This is a genomic window from Micromonospora sp. NPDC050200 (genome assembly GCF_040656135.1).
Classification (GTDB): Bacteria; Actinomycetota; Actinomycetes; order Mycobacteriales; family Micromonosporaceae; genus Micromonospora.
Genome location: NZ_JBFALG010000009.1, coordinates 38,231 through 54,693, shown reverse-complemented (window position 1 = coordinate 54,693; position 16,463 = coordinate 38,231). Strand labels below are relative to the sequence as shown.

The 16,463-nt window shown below is 71.8% G+C and carries 16 protein-coding genes; 13 read left to right on the top strand and 3 right to left on the bottom strand.

Translation table 11 applies throughout. The annotated features are described in order from the left end of the window. Together AB0I41_RS08665 and AB0I41_RS08660 are read left to right on the top strand one after the other, a co-directional pair. Positions 1-2,828, top strand: a 2,828-nt coding sequence (locus AB0I41_RS08665; protein ID WP_357103640.1) for a HAMP domain-containing protein, incomplete at its 5' end; no start/stop codon positions are given. Further along, positions 2,825-3,382, top strand: a complete 558-nt coding sequence (locus AB0I41_RS08660; RefSeq protein WP_357103637.1) for a response regulator — start codon at positions 2,825-2,827, stop codon at positions 3,380-3,382. The genes AB0I41_RS08665 and AB0I41_RS08660, both read left to right, overlap by 4 nt. An 89-nt stretch (positions 3,383-3,471) precedes the next feature. On the opposite strand, the gene AB0I41_RS08655 is transcribed toward AB0I41_RS08660, so the two are convergent. Then, the gene (locus AB0I41_RS08655) at positions 3,472-3,984 is read right to left on the bottom strand and encodes a helix-turn-helix domain-containing protein (protein WP_357103634.1); all 513 of its coding nucleotides are present in this window, start codon (positions 3,982-3,984) and stop codon (positions 3,472-3,474) included. 94 nt (positions 3,985-4,078) lie between these two features. Here AB0I41_RS08655 and AB0I41_RS08650 point away from each other — a divergent pair, with 94 nt between their 5' ends. Together AB0I41_RS08650 and AB0I41_RS08645 are read left to right on the top strand one after the other, a co-directional pair. Beyond that, on the top strand, positions 4,079-4,990 hold the full coding sequence (locus tag AB0I41_RS08650; RefSeq protein WP_357103631.1) for an ABC transporter ATP-binding protein: 912 nt from the start codon (positions 4,079-4,081) through the stop codon (positions 4,988-4,990). Beyond that, positions 4,987-6,579, top strand: coding sequence for an ABC transporter permease (locus tag AB0I41_RS08645; protein ID WP_357103628.1), 1,593 nt, complete (start codon positions 4,987-4,989; stop codon positions 6,577-6,579). Before AB0I41_RS08650 ends, AB0I41_RS08645 begins: the two co-directional genes overlap by 4 nt. Before the next feature lie 85 nt (positions 6,580-6,664). On the opposite strand, the gene AB0I41_RS08640 is transcribed toward AB0I41_RS08645, so the two are convergent. After that, entirely contained in the window at positions 6,665-6,997 is a 333-nt protein-coding gene (locus tag AB0I41_RS08640; RefSeq protein WP_357103625.1) for an STAS domain-containing protein, read from the bottom strand. Positions 6,998-7,137: 140 nt separating this feature from the next. On the opposite strand from AB0I41_RS08640, the gene hemL reads away from it, so the two are divergent. The 7 genes from hemL (at position 7,138) to AB0I41_RS08605 (ending at position 14,749) form a co-directional block, all read left to right on the top strand. Further along, complete coding sequence (hemL, locus tag AB0I41_RS08635; protein ID WP_357103623.1) at positions 7,138-8,475, top strand: glutamate-1-semialdehyde 2,1-aminomutase; 1,338 nt, start codon at positions 7,138-7,140, stop codon at positions 8,473-8,475. Positions 8,476-8,480: 5 nt separating this feature from the next. Further along, complete coding sequence (locus tag AB0I41_RS08630) at positions 8,481-9,128, top strand: histidine phosphatase family protein (protein ID WP_357103620.1); 648 nt, start codon at positions 8,481-8,483, stop codon at positions 9,126-9,128. Continuing rightward, positions 9,128-9,700 carry a TlpA disulfide reductase family protein gene (locus AB0I41_RS08625; protein WP_357103617.1) on the top strand — a complete coding sequence of 191 codons (573 nt, stop codon included), beginning with the start codon at positions 9,128-9,130 and terminating at the stop codon, positions 9,698-9,700. Before AB0I41_RS08630 ends, AB0I41_RS08625 begins: the two co-directional genes overlap by 1 nt. Next, the gene (locus AB0I41_RS08620) at positions 9,700-10,557 is read left to right on the top strand and encodes a cytochrome c biogenesis protein CcdA (RefSeq protein ID WP_357103614.1); all 858 of its coding nucleotides are present in this window, start codon (positions 9,700-9,702) and stop codon (positions 10,555-10,557) included. The genes AB0I41_RS08625 and AB0I41_RS08620 overlap by 1 nt, the downstream gene beginning before the upstream one ends. Then, positions 10,557-12,182: a cytochrome c biogenesis protein ResB gene (locus tag AB0I41_RS08615; RefSeq protein WP_357103611.1), complete on the top strand. Its 1,626-nt coding sequence runs from the start codon at positions 10,557-10,559 to the stop codon at positions 12,180-12,182. The genes AB0I41_RS08620 and AB0I41_RS08615 overlap by 1 nt, the downstream gene beginning before the upstream one ends. Continuing rightward, positions 12,182-13,162, top strand: a complete 981-nt coding sequence (gene ccsB / locus AB0I41_RS08610; protein WP_357103609.1) for a c-type cytochrome biogenesis protein CcsB — start codon at positions 12,182-12,184, stop codon at positions 13,160-13,162. Before AB0I41_RS08615 ends, ccsB begins: the two co-directional genes overlap by 1 nt. Before the next feature lie 102 nt (positions 13,163-13,264). Beyond that, positions 13,265-14,749, top strand: coding sequence for an ATP-binding protein (locus AB0I41_RS08605; protein ID WP_357103606.1), 1,485 nt, complete (start codon positions 13,265-13,267; stop codon positions 14,747-14,749). 20 nt (positions 14,750-14,769) lie between these two features. Here the strand turns inward: AB0I41_RS08605 and AB0I41_RS08600 are convergent, their stop codons facing one another. Further along, positions 14,770-15,246 (bottom strand): MarR family winged helix-turn-helix transcriptional regulator, encoded by a 477-nt coding sequence (locus AB0I41_RS08600; protein ID WP_357103604.1) that lies wholly within the window; start codon positions 15,244-15,246, stop codon positions 14,770-14,772. Positions 15,247-15,281: 35 nt separating this feature from the next. Here AB0I41_RS08600 and AB0I41_RS08595 point away from each other — a divergent pair, with 35 nt between their 5' ends. Then, a complete protein-coding gene (locus AB0I41_RS08595; protein WP_357103601.1) occupies positions 15,282-15,866 on the top strand; it encodes a carboxymuconolactone decarboxylase family protein in 585 nt (194 codons plus the stop codon). A 230-nt stretch (positions 15,867-16,096) separates the two neighbouring features. Beyond that, the gene (locus tag AB0I41_RS08590) at positions 16,097-16,444 is read left to right on the top strand and encodes a hypothetical protein (RefSeq protein ID WP_357103598.1); all 348 of its coding nucleotides are present in this window, start codon (positions 16,097-16,099) and stop codon (positions 16,442-16,444) included. Positions 16,445-16,463 lie beyond the last annotated feature (19 nt).

The following is a 16,463-nucleotide window of genomic DNA, read 5'->3' as shown; positions in this document are numbered from 1 at the left end:
TGAAGTCGACGGTGAACACGATGGTGGACCAGCTGTCGTCGTTCGCGGACGAGGTGACCCGGGTGGCCCGCGAGGTGGGCACCGAGGGCAAGCTGGGCGGGCAGGCCCAGGTGCGCGGCGTCGCCGGCACCTGGCGCGACTTGACCGACAACGTGAACTCGATGGCGTCCAACCTGACCGCCCAGGTACGCAACATCGCCCAGGTCTCGACCGCGGTCGCCAAGGGCGACCTGTCGCAGAAGATCACCGTGGACGCGCAGGGCGAGATCCTGGAGCTGAAGTCGACGGTGAACACGATGGTGGACCAGCTGTCGTCGTTCGCGGACGAGGTGACCCGGGTGGCCCGCGAGGTGGGCACCGAGGGCAAGCTGGGTGGCCAGGCGGAGGTCAAGGGCGTCTCGGGTACGTGGCGGGACCTGACCGACAACGTGAACTCGATGGCGTCGAACCTGACCTCGCAGGTGCGCAACATCGCCTCGGTCACCACCGCGGTGGCGAAGGGCGACCTCGGTCAGAAGATCACCGTGGACGCGCAGGGCGAGATCCTGGAGCTGAAGAACACCGTCAACACGATGGTCGACCAGCTCTCCTCGTTCGCCGACGAGGTCACCCGGGTGGCCCGCGAGGTCGGCATCGAGGGCAAGCTCGGCGGTCAGGCGCAGGTGAAGGGCGTTTCCGGCACCTGGCGTGACCTCACCGAGAACGTCAACCAGCTCGCCTCGACGCTCACCACCCAGCTGCGGGCGATCGCCCAGGTGTCCACCTCGGTGACCCGGGGCGACCTGACCCAGCGGATCGCGGTCAAGGCGCAGGGCGAGGTCGCCGAGCTGAAGGACAACATCAACCAGATGATCGTCACCCTCCGGGAGACGACCAAGAAGAACGCCGAACAGGGCTGGCTCGACTCCAACCTGGCCCGCATCGGCGGCCTGCTCCAGGGCCAGCGTGACCTCGGCGAGGTCTGCCGCATGATCATGATGGAGGTGACCCCGCTGGTCGACGCGCAGCTCGGCGCGTTCTTCCTGGCGGACACCTCCGAGGGCGTGATGCGGCTGCGGCTGACCGCCTCGTACGGCTATGTGGCCCGCGGGCACGACGTGACCTTCGGGCCCGGGGAGGGGCTGGTCGGCCAGGCGGCGCTGTCCCGCCGCACGATCCGGGTCAACGCGCTGCCCGACGGGCGGCTCACCCTGCGGTCCGGGCTGGCCGAGACGCCCCCGGCCGACCTGGTCGTGCTCCCCGTCCTCTTCGAGGGCGAACTGCTCGGCGTGATCGAGTTCGCCGGCGTGGCCCGCTTCTCCGACCTGCACCTGCAGTTCCTGGAGCGGCTGGTGTCCACCATCGGCATCGCGGTCAACACCATCCAGGCCAACCGGCGTACGGAGGAGCTGCTGGCCCAGTCGCAGCGGCTGGCCCTGGAGTTGCAGGACCAGTCGGCCGAGTTGCAGCGCACCAACGCGGAGCTGGAGGACAAGGCCAAGCTGCTCTCCGAGCAGAAGGGCAACATCGAGACCAAGAACCGGGAGATCGAGCTGGCCCGGCTCGGCCTGGAGGAGAAGGCGCAGCAGCTCACCCGGGCCTCGGCGTACAAGTCGGAGTTCCTGGCCAACATGAGCCACGAGCTGCGTACGCCGCTGAACTCGCTGCTGCTGCTGGCCCGGCTGCTGGCGGAGAACCCGGAGCAGAACCTGTCCCGCAAGCAGATCGAGTTCGCCCGCACCATCCACGGCGCCGGTTCGGACCTGCTCTCCCTGATCGACGACATCCTGGACCTGTCCAAGATCGAGGCCGGCCGGATGGACGTCCAGCCGACCGAGATCCGGTTCGACGAGATCCGCGGGTACGTCGAGCAGGCGTTCGCCCCGCAGGCCGAGGAGAAGGGCCTGGACTTCCAGGTGCGGGTGGCCAAGGAACTGCCGCCGGCGCTGGTCACCGATGCCCAGCGGTTGCAGCAGATCCTGCGCAACCTGCTCTCCAACGCGGTCAAGTTCACCGACGACGGCGCGGTGACGTTGCGGATCGCCCCGGCCCCGGAGGACGCGGTCTTCGACGTGCCGGCGCTGACCAACGCCCGGCAGGTGATCGCGTTCACCGTGATGGACACCGGCATCGGCGTCTCGGACGACAAGCTGTCGCTGATCTTCGAGGCGTTCCAGCAGGCCGACGGCACCACCAGCCGCCGCTACGGCGGGACCGGGCTGGGACTGTCGATCAGTCGGGACCTGGCCCGCCTGCTGGGTGGCGCGATCACCGTCACGTCGGCGCCCGGTCAGGGCTCGACCTTCACCCTCTTCGTACCCGACGTGCTGGCCCCGGACGCGGTGGTGGCGCCGCAGGCCCCGTCGCCGCAGCGCGCGGGCCTGCCCTCGTCGCTGCTGATGCCGCCGATGGAGCTGCTTCCCCAGCCGCCGCAGGCCCCGGCCACCCGGCAGCTCGACGGCGCCACCGTGCTGATCGTCGACGACGACGTCCGGAACGTCTTCGCGCTGACCTCCGCGTTGGAGCTGCACGGCATGACCGTGTTGTACTCGGACAACGGGGTGGACGGTGTCCGCCTGCTGGCCGAGCATCCGGAGGTGGACATCGTGTTGATGGATGCGATGATGCCGGACCAGGACGGGTACGAGACCACGAGGCAGATCCGCCGCAACCACCGTTTCGCGGACCTGCCGATCGTCTTCCTGACGGCGAAGGCGATGCCGGGCGACCGCGAGTCGGCGCTCGCTGCCGGTGGCAGTGACTACATCACGAAGCCGGTCGACCTGGACGACCTGATCGAGCGGATGGCGTCGTGGATCAGCGGCAGCCGAGGCGAGGAGAATCCGTGACGCAGACAGCCAAGGCGTTGCTGGTGGACGACCGGCGGGAGAACCTGATGGCCCTGGAGGCCATCCTCCAGGGCCTTCCGGTGCAGTCGGTCGCCGTGGAGAGCGGCGAGGCGGCGTTGAAGCAGTTGCTGGTGGACGACTTCGCGGTGATCCTGTTGGACGCCCAGATGCCGGACATGGACGGGTTCGAGACCGCGAGCCACATCAAGCGGCGGGAGCGGACCCGGCACGTGCCGATCATCTTCCTCACCGCCGCCGACAAGGACGCCCAGCTCGCCCTGCGCGGTTACGCGGTGGGCGCCGTGGACTACCTCACCAAGCCCTTCGACCCGTGGGTGCTGCGGGCCAAGGTGTCGGTCTTCGTGGAGTTGTGGGTGAAGACCCGACAGTTGGCCGCGCAGTCCGACCTGGTGCGGGAGCGGGACGCCCAGTGGCGGGTGCTCATCGACGCCGTGGACGAGGCGACCGCGCTGCTGCGCGCCAACGACGACCTGGGCCCCCGCGACCGGGCCGTGGAGATCCTCGAACAGGCCCGCTGGGGCAACACCCCCTGACCCACCCCCCCCCGCGAGATCCGCGCACTTTCCGAGAAAGAGTGGCCATTCCCCGCGGAATGGCCACTCTTTCCGTGAAAGTGCGGCCGTCAGGAGTTGGCGGGGCGGGGCGGGTGGCCGGTGGCGGCGCGGCGGGCGCGCCAGCGTTCGCCGAGGGAGTCGATCTCCTCCTGGACGAAGACGAAGAAGTCCCGCATCTCTCTGACCCGCTCGCCGCCCGGGGTGGCCGGCCCCTGCAGAGCGTCCACGCCGGCGTCGGCGATGTCGATGAAGTTCTTGTAGAGGCCGGTCTTGGTGATCGTCGCCTCGTACCAGGGGTTGTCGGGCACCCGGTAGCGGTCGCGGCGGGAGCGGGGCACGGGCTCGCGGACCAGCATGCCGAACTGGGTCAGGTAGCGGACGGCGCCGGAGACGGCCGCCGCGCTGACCCCCAGCCGCTCGCCAATCTCGGCCGCGGTCAGCGGGTCGTCCGCGCTCATCACGGCGAAGAGCACCCGGGCGGCCATCCGCGGGAAGCCGACGTCCGCGAAGGCCATTGCCATCCGTTCGACGAAGAGGTGAACCTCCTCCTCGCGCTTGGCGGGCCGGCGGTCGTCTGACATCGGCGGGCGCTCCTCACTGAGGGTCGGGAAAGTTGATGGTGCCTCAGATCTCACGGTCTTCACAACTTTATGAATCGAGCGTAGCTTCTGATGTATGGAAACTCCCATAGCGGTGACCGGCCTGGTCAAGACTTTCGGCCGGATCCGGGCCCTCGACGGACTCGACCTCAGCGTCCGCGCCGGTGAGGTGCACGGCTTCCTCGGCCCCAACGGCTCCGGCAAGTCGACCACCATCCGGGTGCTGCTCGGCCTGCTGCGGGCGGACGCGGGGGCCGTCCGACTCCTCGGCGGCGACCCGTGGCGCGACGCGGTCGCGCTGCACCGCCGGCTGGCGTACGTCCCCGGTGACGTCACCCTCTGGCCGAACCTCTCCGGCGGCGAGGTGATCGACCTGCTCGGCCGGATGCGCGGCGGGCTCGACCCGAAGCGCCGCGCCGAGCTGCTGGAATCGTTCGAGCTGGACCCGCGGAAGAAGGGGCGCGCCTATTCCAAGGGCAACCGGCAGAAGGTCGGCCTGGTCGCGGCCCTGGCCTCCGACGTCGAACTGCTCATCCTCGACGAGCCGACCTCCGGGCTGGATCCGCTGATGGAGGAGGTCTTCCAGCAGTGGGTGCGCCGGGCCAGGCAGGACGGCCGCACCGTGCTGCTCTCCAGCCACATCCTCGCCGAGGTGGAGGCGCTCTGCGACCGGGTCACCATCATCCGCAACGGGCGGAACGTGGAGAGCGGGACCCTCGCAGAGCTGCGTCACCTGCAGCGCACCTCCATCGACGCCGAGGTCGCCGCCCCGCTGGACGGCCTGGCGGACCTCGCCGGCGTGCACGACCTGCGGGTGGAGGGCAACCGGGTGCGCTTCGACGTGGACAACCCGGCGCTGGACGCCGCGCTGCGGCGGCTCACCGAACTGGGCGTACGGAGCCTGGTCAGCCAGCCGCCGACGCTGGAGGAGCTGTTCCTGCGGCACTACGGGACGGCGACCGAGCAGCCGGCCGGGGCGACCCGATGAGCACGCTCACCGGCACCCGTCACCTGGTCCGCCTGATTCTGCGCCGGGACCGCGTCCTGCTGCCGCTCTGGGTGCTGCTGCTGGCCGTGCTGCCGATGACGTACGCGACGAGCTTCTTCGAGCTCTTCCCGACCGTCGCCGAGCGGGCCGCGTACGTCACCGGCACCGCGACGAACCCCTCGATCGTCGCCCTGCTCGGCCCGGTGTACGGCGACAGCGTCGGCGCGCTCACCGCCCAGCGGGGCGGCTTCCTGACCCTGATCGTCGGGCTGGTCAGCCTGCTCACCGTCATCCGGCACACCCGCACCGAGGAGGAGGCCGGCCGCCGGGAACTGCTCGGCGCCACCGTGCTCGGCCGGTACGCCGGCCTGACCGCCGCGCTGCTGGTCACGTACGCGGCGAACCTGCTGCTCGGCCTGCTCACCGCCGCCGGCCTGCTCGCCACCGGCCTGCCGGCGGCCGGCTCGATCGGGTACGGGTTGTCGGCCGCGCTGGTCGGGGTCGTCTTCGCCACCGTGGGTGGGCTCGCCGCCCAGCTCACCGAGACGGCCGGCGGCGCGCGGGGAATCGCCGTCGCGGTGCTCGGCCTGGCCTTCGCGCTGCGGCTCGCCGGGGACACCGCGGATCGGGACTGGCCGAGCTGGCTCTCGCCGCTGGGCTGGGCGCCGCGCATCCGCGCCTACGAGGGCGAGCGATGGTGGGTGCTGGTGCTGCCCGTCGCGCTGAGCGTGCTGCTCGCCGCGCTCGCGTACCCGCTGTCGGTGCGCCGCGACCTCGGCGCCGGGCTGCTGCCGCCCCGGCTCGGGCCGGCCCACGCCGGCCGCGGGTTCTCCGGGCCGTTCGGGCTGGCCTGGCGGCTGCACCGGGGGCAACTGCTCGGCTGGTCGGTCGGCTTCGGGCTGCTCGGGCTGATCCTCGGCGGCGCGGCGGAGGCCGCCGGCAGGTCGGTCGAGGGCAACGCCCAGCTGGAGGAGATCATGGCCCGACTCGGCGGTACGTCCGCGCTCGCCGAGGCGTACCTCGGTAGCACGCTGGCCCTCGTCGGCCTGGCCGCCGCCGGCTACGGCATCGCGGCCGCGCTGCGGATGCGCACCGAGGAGGTTGCCGGGCGGGCGGAGCCGCTGCTGTCCACCGGGCTGCACCGGTCCCGCTGGGTCGCCTCGCACCTGTTCTTCGCCCTGCTCGGGCCGGTGGTGGTGCTGGCCGTATCCGGGCTCGCCACCGGGCTCACCTACGGCCTCGGCGTGGGCGACGTGCCGGGCCAGCTGCCCCGGATGCTCGGCGCGGGCCTGGCCCAGGTGCCGGCGGCCTGGGTGCTGGCCGGCGTGGCGGTGCTGCTCTACGGGCTGCTGCCCCGGTTCGCCCCGGTGGCCTGGGGGGTGCTCGTGGTCTGTGTGCTGCTCGGGCAGCTCGGCGCGGTGCTGGAGCTGAGCCAGTGGCTGCTCGACCTGTCCCCGTTCACCCACACGCCGCAGGTGCTCGGCGGCTCCTGGACCGCCACCCCGCTGTTCGCCCTCACCGGCCTGGCTCTCCTGCTGGCCACGACCGGCCTGACCACCTTCCGCCGCCGGGACGTCCCGACGATCTGACCCGGTGGGCACCTCTCGTCGATCATGGGGTTGGCGGTGGCTCGGCAGACCGACACCGCCGTCGACCCCGTGGTCGGCGGGACGGTCAGGGGGCGGTTTCGTTGCGGATCATCAGGGCGGAGCGGAGGCCGGTGATGTCCAGGACGCGGAGCAGGAAGTCGCCGACGTTGCTGAGCACCAGCAGGGTCTGCGCGTGGCTGGCCTTGCGGCTGAGCACGACCAGGGTGCCGAGTCCCTGGGAGTCGCAGAACGAGACGCCGCCCAGGTCGAGCACGATGCGCGGCGGGGGGTCGGCGAGCACCTCGTTGACGACGGCCGACAGTTGGCCGGCCGTGAGCATGTCGATCTCACCGGCCAGGCGAAGGACCACTTCATCGCCCGTCCGGTGTACCGTGATGGACAGTTCGGCACGATCCACTCGGTCAGCCTATCGCGATCTCGACGGCCCGGCCCGACGAGACTGTCCCGCCGCCGGGAGCGCGCCGCCGGGTGAGTCTGGTAACCCCGTCCCGGGGTGGCTGCCGACCAGCGGTCCGGCGCTGACACAATGGCGGCACTGTGACCGACACCTTTTCCGCCGGATCCGGCCGCTACCCGGCCGAAGCGCCGGCCTCCGAGGCCCTGTTCGACCGCGCCAAGGCCATCGTGCCGGGCGGGGTCAACTCCCCTGTGCGTGCCTTCCGTGCCGTCGGTGGCACCCCGCGCTTCATGGTCCGGGGGGAGGGGCCCTGGCTCTACGACGCCGACGGACGGCGCTACGTCGACCTGGTCTGCTCCTGGGGCCCGCTGATCCTCGGCCACGCCCACCCCGAGGTGATCGAGGCCGTCCGGGAGGCCGCCGGCAAGGGCACCAGCTTCGGCACCCCCACCCCCGGTGAGGTCGAGCTGGCCGCCGAGATCGTCGACCGCACCCCGGTCGAGCAGGTCCGGCTGGTCAACTCCGGCACCGAGGCCACCATGTCGGCGATCCGGCTGGCCCGCGGCTTCACCGGCCGCTCCAAGATCGTCAAGTTCTCCGGCTGCTACCACGGGCACTCCGACGCGCTGCTCGCCGCCGCCGGCTCCGGCGTGGCCACCCTCGGGCTGCCCGACTCGCCCGGCGTCACCGGCGCGGCGGCGGGCGACACCATCGTGCTGCCGTACAACGACCTCGCGGCGGTGGAGAAGGTCTTCGCCGACGAGGGCCGGCACATCGCCGCGGTGATCACCGAGGCCGCCGCCGGCAACATGGGCGTGGTCGCCCCGCGCGACGGCTTCAACCAGCGGCTCGCCTCGATCGCCCATGCCGACGGGGCGCTGCTCATCGTCGACGAGGTGATGACCGGGTTCCGGGTCTCCCGCGCCGGCTGGCACGGCCTCGACCCGTCGGATGCCGACCTGTGGACGTACGGGAAGGTCATGGGCGGCGGCCTGCCGGCCGCGGCGTTCGGCGGGCGCACCGAGATCATGGCCCGACTGGCCCCCGCCGGCCCGGTCTACCAGGCCGGCACGCTCTCCGGTAACCCGCTGGCCTGCGCCGCCGGCCTGGCCACCCTGCGGCTCGCCGACGACGCGCTCTACCGCACGCTGGACGCCACGGCCGCCGCCGTGGGCCGGCTCGCCACCGATGCGCTGGCCGCCGCCGGGGTCCCGCACCGGCTGTCGTACGCGGGCAACATGTTCTCGGTCTTCTTCACCGACGCCGAGGTGCGCGACTACGACAGCGCCCGCACCCAGCAGGTGCCCGCGTTCAAGGCGTTCTTCCACGCGATGCTCGCCGCCGGCGTCTACCTGCCGCCGAGCGCGTTCGAGTCGTGGTTCGTCTCGGCGGCGATCGACGACGCCGCACTGGAGCAGATCGCCGCCGCACTGCCGGCGGCGGCCGACGCGGCGGCAGCGGCGGGCCACGGGGGGTAGGGAACGTGAGCGCAACGGTTGTCCACGTGCTGCGGCACGGCGAGGTGCACAACCCGGACCAGATCCTGTACGGACGGCTGCCCGGCTTCCGCCTCTCCGAGCTGGGCGTCCAGATGGCCAAGGCGGCCGCCCAGGCGCTCGCCGAGCGGGAGATCGTGCACGTGGTGGCGAGTCCGCTGGAGCGGGCCCAGCAGACCGCCGAGCCGATCGCCGCCCAGTTCGGGCTCCCCGTCGGGGTGGACGAGCGGCTGATCGAGAGCGCCAACTGGTTCGAGGGCAAGAAGGTCTCGCCGGGCGACGGCTCGTTCCGCGACCCGCGCAACTGGTGGGTGCTGCGCGACCCGGTCACCCCCTCCTGGGGTGAGGCGTACCAGACCATCGCGGAGCGGATGTTCGCCGCGCTGCACGCCGCCCGGGTCGCCGCCGAGGGGCGCGAGGCCGTGCTGGTCTCCCACCAACTGCCCATCTGGACGCTGCGGCGCCACGTCGAGCGCAAGCGGCTCTGGCACGACCCGCGCCGCCGGCAGTGCGGTCTGGCCAGCCTCACCTCGTTCCACTTCGACGGCGCGAAGGTCACCGGGATCGGCTACAGCGAGCCCGCCGCGCACCTGATCGCGATGTCGACGACAGCCCGGACGGCCAAGGGGGCCTGATGCGTTCCCGGAGGCCGATCGCCGCCCTGCTCACCGCCGCCACCGCCGTGACGGCGCTGGTCGGCTGCTCCGCCGAGAACGGGGAGAGCCGCTGCGCCAACGACGGCGGCATCATCGCCTGCGCGCCGGACCAGCGCTCGGCCGCCCCGAAGATCGCCGGTGACCTGCTCACCGGCGGCCCGTACGACGTCTCCCAGGCCCGCGGCCAGGTGGTCGTGCTCAACTTCTGGGGCTCGTGGTGCGCGCCCTGCCGTGCGGAGGCCGACGACCTGGAGGCCACCTACCAGGCCACCAAGGGCTCCGGGGTGATCTTCCTCGGCATCAACGTGCAGGACAGCAGGGACAAGGCGATCGCCTTCGAGGAGGGCCGGGTCACCTACCCGAGCCTCTTCGACCCGGCGAGCCGGCTGGCGCTGGCCCTGGAGATCCCGCCGAACACCATCCCGGCCACGGTCGTGCTCGACCGCGACGGCCGGGTCGCCACCGTGATCCGGGCGGCCGTCAAGCAGGACGGCCTGCAACCTATCGTCGAGCGGATCGCCGCCGAGCAGCCGGCCGCCGGTTCCCGCTGATGGGCGAGACGTTCCGCCAGGTCGCCGAGTCGGGTCCGCTGCTGCTGGCCATCGGCGCCGCGGCGCTCGCCGGGCTGGTCAGCTTCCTCTCCCCGTGCGTCCTGCCGCTGATGCCCGGCTACCTGTCGTACGTGACCGGGCTCGCCGGCGCGGACCTGGAGGGCCGGGCGCGCGCCGAAGGGTCGCCGGTCGGCGGCCTGACCCCGCCCGCCGGCGAGGGCCCGGCCGGCGGCGGGGTGGTCGTCGCGGCGCCCGTGGCCGCCCGGCCGGTGGCCGCCGTCAAGGGGCGGGTGCTCGCCGGGACGCTGCTCTTCATCGCCGGTTTCACCGTGGTCTTCACCGCCACCGCGATCCTCTTCGCCAGCTTCGGCCGGGTCTTCTTCGACCACGAGCGGACCCTGGAGATCGTCATCGGCGCGCTGGTCGTGCTGCTCGGGCTGAGCTACCTGGGCGTGGTGCCGGGCATGCAGCGCGAGTTCCGCATCCGGCGGCTGCCCGCCGCCGGGCTGCTCGGGGCGCCGGTCCTCGGTGCGGTCTTCGCGCTGAGCTGGCTGCCCTGCACCGGCCCGACCCTGGGCGCGGTGCTCGGCATGGCCACGGCGGCCGGCAAGACCGACCGGGCGGTGGTGCTGGCCGTGGCCTACTGCCTCGGGCTGGGGATACCGTTCGTCGTCTTCGGGCTGGGCTTCCACCGCCTGCTCGGGGTCTTCCGCGCCGTCCGGCGCAACAGCCGCTGGGTCACCCGCGTCGGCGGCGCCCTGCTGATCCTGGTCGGCCTGGCGCTGGTCACCGGCGGGTGGCAGAACTTCGTGATCTGGCTGCAGACGACCGTGGGCGTGGGCGAGGTGAGCATCTGATGACGACCGTGGACGAGCGGCCGGCCACCCCGCCGACCCAGGCGCCCCGGCCGCGGCCCAACCGGCTGCTGGCCCTGCTGCGCAACTCGTGGCGGCAGCTCACCAGCATGCGTACCGCCCTGGTGCTGCTCTTCCTGCTCGCGGTCGCCGCCATCCCCGGCTCGCTGCTGCCGCAGCGCGGGGTCAACCCGGAGAAGGTCGACGAGTACTTCCGCGCGCACCCGGAACTGGCCCCGCAGCTCGACCGGATCGGCGCCTTCGAGGTCTTCGCCTCGGTCTGGTTCTCCGCGATCTACCTGCTGCTCTTCACCTCGCTGGTCGGCTGCATCCTGCCCCGGATGCGCGACCACCTGCGCGCGCTGGGCTCCCGGCCGCCGGCCGCGCCGAAGCGCCTGGAGCGGCTGCCGCAGCACACCGCGCTGCCGGCGCACGCGCCCACCGACCCGGCGGCGATCGCCGCGGTGCTGCGCCGGCGCCGCTGGCGGGTCGAGGTACGCGGCAACGAGATCTCCGCCGAGAAGGGCTACCTCAAGGAGACCGGCAACCTGCTCTTCCACACCTCGCTGGTCGCCGTGCTGATCGGCGTCGCGCTCGGTTCCTGGTACGGCTGGCACGGCAACCGACTGCTGGTGGCCGGCGAGGAGAACGCCTTCTGCAACACCCGCCAGCAGTACAGCGAGGCCTCGCTCGGCCCGCGGGTGGACAGCGCCGATCTGCCCGGCTTCTGCCTGACCCTGGACGACTTCGACGCCCGGTTCCTCCCCTCCGGGCAGCCGGAGAGTTACCGGGCCTCGGTGACCGTGGACGAGCCGGACGGGTCGAAGCGGACGGCCGACTTCTCGGTCAACTCGCCGCTGCGGCTCGGCTCCGCCAACGTCTACCTGCTCGGCCACGGGTACGCCCCGATCCTGAAGTACACCGACCGGTACGGGCGCAGCCAGACCAGCACCGTGCCGTTCCTGACCACCGGGGACGCGAACATCACTGAGGAGGGGCTGGCCGCCTTCCCGGACGCCAACGTCGACCCGAAGACCGGCAAGCGCGCCCCCGACCAGCAGGTCGCCTTCGACGGGCTCTACCTGCCGACCGCGCCGGAGACCGCGCCCTTCACCTCATCGACGTACCCCACCGAGCGGAACCCGGCCGTGGTGCTGGTGGCGTACCGGGGGAACCTCGGGCTGGACGCCGGCATCCCCGGCTCGGTCTACGAGCTGGATCGGCGGCAGGTCGACAACGGCAAGCTCAAGCAGGTCGGCGAGAAGAAGCTGGGCCTCGGCGAGAAGTGGACCCTGGACGACGGCAGCAGCCTGGAGTTCCTGGGCACGAAGCCGTACATCACCCTCTCGGTGCGGTACGCCCCCGGCCAGACGCTGATGCTCGGCGCCTGCGTGGTGCTGCTGGCCGGGCTGATGGGTTCGCTCTTCGCCCGGCGCCGGCGGGTCTGGTTCCGGGTGACACCCGGCGACCCCGACGGTGGATCTCCGACGGGCGGTAGTAGTTTGGTGGAGGCCGGTGGGCTGCCGCGCACCGAGCATCCAGGGTTCGCCGACGAGTTCGCGCAGCTCGTCGCCGCGGTCAGCGACGACGGGCGGCCCGACGGACGGGCGCGAGAGGGAGCCGAGTGATGTCCGCAGTCTCCGACCAACTGGTGACGTTCGCGATCCTGGCGTACCTGGTGGCGATGATCAGCCACGCCGTCGAGTACGCGCTGGGCAACGTCCGCGCGGTGTCGGCCGCCGCCCCCGCCCGAGAGTTGGTCGGCGCGGGAGTGGGCGCCGCCGGCGGTCCGGTCGAGGCCCCCGCCCCGCCGGCCGGCGGCGAGACCCGGCGGAGCCGGTCCGGCCAGCGGGCCCGGCTGGCCGGGCGAATCGCCGCCTGGGTCACCGTGCTGGCCGCCGCGCTGCACCTCGGCGCGCTGGTCACCCGGGGCATCGCCGCGGACCGGATGCCCTGGGGCAACATGTACGAGTTCGTGCTGACGGTCACCTGGATCGGCACGGCGGCCTGGCTGGCGGTGCTCTGGAAGCGCCCCGCGCTGCGCCGGCTCGGGCTCTTCCTCACCCTGGTCATGGTGCTGCTGCTCGCCTTCGCCGAGCTGAAGCTCTACGTCCAGGTGGTGCCGCTGATGCCGGCGCTGCAGTCGTACTGGTTCATCATCCACGTGTCGACCATCGTCTTCAGCTCGGGCATCTTCCTGCTGGGCGTGGTGCCGGCGGCGGCGTTCCTGATCCGCAACGGGTACGAGCAGGGCCGGCGGAGCTTCCCGTACACGCTGGGCCGGCGGCTGCCCGCGGCGGCCGGCCTGGAGCGGTTGACCTTCGCGCTGCACGCCTTCTCGTTCCCGATCTTCACCTTCGCGGTCATCGCCGGCGCGATCTGGGCCGAGGCGGCCTGGGGTCGGGCCTGGGGCTGGGACCCGAAGGAGACCTGGGCGTTCATCTCCTGGGTGGTCTACGCCGGCTACCTGCACGCCCGGGCCACGCCGAGCGTGAAGCGCAACGTGGCCACCTGGATCGCCGTGCTCGGCTTCCTGACCGTGCTGATGAACCTGTTCGGGGTGAACTTCTTCTTCACCGGCCTGCACTCGTACGCCGGGGTCGAGTGACCCGTCCCGATCGGGGCGGGCCTGCGGCGCGTCACGCCACCGTTCTGCAAAATGTAGAAGTACACTTCTAAGAACTGTACTTCTACGAGATGCGGTGACGGCGTGACCGGGCTGGCGAAGCCGCAAGAGATCTTCGACCGGGACGTCGAGTGGGCCGAGTTGGCCCGCTTCGCCAGTAACGAGCGCTCGGGCGCCACGCTCGGGGTGGTCAGTGGTCGGCGTCGCCAGGGCAAGACGCTGCTGTTGTACGAACTCGCTCGGGCCAGCGGAGGCTTCTACTTCGGCGCCACCGAGGCGACGGCCGCCGAGTCGCTCCGACGGCTCGGCGAGGCGATCGGCGCGTTCACGGGCGCCCCCGGACCGGTCCACCTCCCGGACTGGGCCGCCGCCGTCGACGCGCTGCTCGCCCTCGGACGCGACCGGCCGACGACGGTGGTGATCGACGAGTTCCCGTACCTGGTCCGTGCCGCGCGGGACCTGCCGTCGATCATCCAGCACGCGCTCACCCCGGGGCGGCCGGAGCGGGTCGAATCGCGGACCCGCCTCCTGCTCTGCGGCTCGGCCCTGTCCTTCATGGGCGGTCTCCTCGCCGGTTCGGCCCCGCTGCGGGGCCGGGCCGGCCTGGAACTGCCGGTCCAGCCCCTCGACTACCGCGCGGCGGCAACCTTCTGGGGCATCGACGACCCCGTGCTGGCCGCGAAGGTGTTCGCCATCGTCGGTGGCACGCCCGCCTACCGGAGGGAGTACGTCCAGGACGACGCGCCGACCGGGCTGGAGGACTTCGACGCCTGGGTCGCCCGTGCGGTGCTCAACCCGGCACGCCCGCTTTTCCGGGAGGCGCGGTACCTGTTGGCGGAGGACCCGGACCTGCGTGACACCGCGCTCTACCACTCGGTGCTCGCCGCGGTCGCCGAGGGCAACGCCAGCCGTGGCGGAATCGCCGGCTACATCGGGCGGAAGGCGAACGAGCTGCAACATCCGCTCACCGTGCTGGAGGACGCCGGCCTCCTCGTCCGGGAGCCGGATCCGCTGAGGAGCGGGCGCAGCAGTTACCGGATCACCGAACCGCTCATCACGTTCTACCAGGCCGTCATGCGACCGGCCTGGACGGCGCTGGAGCAACGTCGGGGCGCGGACGTCTGGCCCAGGTCGCAGCGCCGGTACGCCAGCGCGGTGCTCGGACCGCGATTCGAGGAGATCGTCCGGCAGTGGTCGGTGCGCTTTGCCGACCCGGACGTCCTCGGCGGGTCGGTCGCCGAGGCCAGCTCGGCCACGTTGACCGACCCCGCCAGCCGGACCAGTCACGAACTCGATCTCGTCGCGCTCGGCGAGCCGCCCCTTGGCGACGGCCCCCGGCCACTGCTCGCCATCGGCGAGGTGAAGTGGGGCCGTCGGTTGGGCGTATCCGATCTGGAACGGCTCGGCCGGCTGCGCGAACTGCTGCTTTCGCGGCCCGGCTTCGACACGAGCGCCACCCGACTGCTGCTGGCGAGCGCGGAGGGTTTCACGGAGGAGCTGACGGGGGTGGCGAGCGGTCGCGCGGACGTCGTCCTGGTGGATCTCGACGTGCTCTACGCCGAGGCCTAAGACGCACACGACTGGGCGGGTCAGGCGCCGAACCAGCCGGGGACGTCGAGGCGGAAGAAGTGGGGCGGGGTGACCCGCCGCAGGTCGTCCTCCATGGCGCTGACCCGATCCTCGCCGAGCGTGGCCGCCCAGTGCTGGCGCAGCCGGTCGAAGACGACCGCCGAACGGCGCAGCCCGTCGACGCCCCGCTCGGTCATCCGGACCAGCTTGCGGCGGGCGTCGGCGGGGTCGTCGGCGCGTTCCAGGTAGCCGAGCGCGACCAGTCGGTCGACGGTCTTCCCGGCCGCCTGCTTGGAGACGCCGAGGCGCTGGCCCAGCTCGCCGGCGGTGGTGCCGTCGACGCCGACGGCCTGGAGGACGAAGCCGTGCAGCGGTCGGAGGTCCGGGTGCCCCTGCCGGGCCAGTTCGGCGTGCAGGTCGTCGATGAGGGTACGGAAGCCGGCCAGCAACAGCAGGGGCAGCAGGTAGCCGGAGCGCTCGGGGTCAGGTGTTGCCATGTTCGACAACCTCGTTTACTATCTGGTCAACCACGTTGACCATCGTACCCGAGGGGCACGTCATGTCCGTCTTCACCGCCCACACTCCCGAAACCGCACCCGCCGCCGCCCGCCCGACCATGGCCCGCGTGCAGCGCAAGCTCGGCCACCTGCCCGTCGCCGTCGCCCGGATGGCCGAGTCCCCCGAGCTGCTCACCGGGTTCCTCACCGCCAACGCCACCTTCGAGTCCACCGACCTCGACCCGGTCGAGCGGGAGGTCGTCGTGCTGACCGTCGCCACCCGCAACGAGTGCCACGTCTGCGTGGCGATGCACACCGCCACCCTCACGCGGCGCGGCACCGACCCGGAGCTGATCGCCGCGCTGCGGGCCGGCGCGCCGCTGGCCGACCCGAGGCTGGAGGCGCTGCGCCGGTTCACCGTCGCCGTCCTCGACCACCGGGGTGCGGTGCCGGAGGCCGAACTCCACGGGTTCCTCGCCGCCGGCTGGCGCCCCCGGCACGCCCTCGACGTGGTGCTCGGCGTCGGCACGTACACGATCTCCACCTTCGCCAACCGGCTCACCGACGCCCCGCTCGACCCGCCCCTGACGGCGTACGCCTGGGCATCGGCGACCGCCTGACCGGTGAAGGCCTGGGGTCTTCGCCGGCGAGGCCGAACCGATCTCCCCGCGCCCGAAAGCATCACCTGCATTTGTCGGAAGTGGTTGTCGGAGCGGGCGACTACGCTGCGAGGGTTGTCGACAACAGCGAATGCTGAGCGGTTGTTGCACACTTCAGGTTGGTCAGAGTCCCGAACAATTCGCGAGGCTTTCGTGCCTCGTTTGCGTGTTCCCGGCTGGACGGAGGCGGCGTGGCAGCGGGATTATCCGATCATCGAGCATGGCAGTCGGCGCCGCTGCGAACGGACATCGCGCTGAAGCATGGCGACCGACCGATCGCGGTCGTGGAGGCGAAGGCAAGCCCCAAGGATTTCCGTACAGGGGCCCAGCAGGCGCGCCGGTACGCCGACAGGCTCGATGCGCCGTTGGCCTATGCGACCAGTGGGCGCCAGATCATCGAGATCGATATGCGTGATCAGATCGAGCAGGAGGTGACTCACGCCCCGGCGTCGGCGTTGGTCCTTTGTGTCCTTGTGATGATGGAGTGTCGCGCACGCGGTCAGGGCGTGGTCAACAACAGGGTCGATCGGGGAAGATGACGACACGAGCGCGACTCCT

Coding starts and splice junctions, on each gene's coding strand:
- AB0I41_RS08650 (WP_357103631.1), top strand. CDS start 4,079: ATGGAAACTCCCATAGCGGTGACCGGCCTGGTCAAGACTTTCGGCCGG.
- AB0I41_RS08600 (WP_357103604.1), bottom strand. CDS start 15,246: ATGGCAACACCTGACCCCGAGCGCTCCGGCTACCTGCTGCCCCTGCTG.
- AB0I41_RS08645 (WP_357103628.1), top strand. CDS start 4,987: ATGAGCACGCTCACCGGCACCCGTCACCTGGTCCGCCTGATTCTGCGC.
- AB0I41_RS08620 (WP_357103614.1), top strand. CDS start 9,700: ATGGGCGAGACGTTCCGCCAGGTCGCCGAGTCGGGTCCGCTGCTGCTG.
- AB0I41_RS08655 (WP_357103634.1), bottom strand. CDS start 3,984: ATGTCAGACGACCGCCGGCCCGCCAAGCGCGAGGAGGAGGTTCACCTC.
- AB0I41_RS08615 (WP_357103611.1), top strand. CDS start 10,557: ATGACGACCGTGGACGAGCGGCCGGCCACCCCGCCGACCCAGGCGCCC.
- AB0I41_RS08625 (WP_357103617.1), top strand. CDS start 9,128: ATGCGTTCCCGGAGGCCGATCGCCGCCCTGCTCACCGCCGCCACCGCC.
- ccsB (WP_357103609.1), top strand. CDS start 12,182: ATGTCCGCAGTCTCCGACCAACTGGTGACGTTCGCGATCCTGGCGTAC.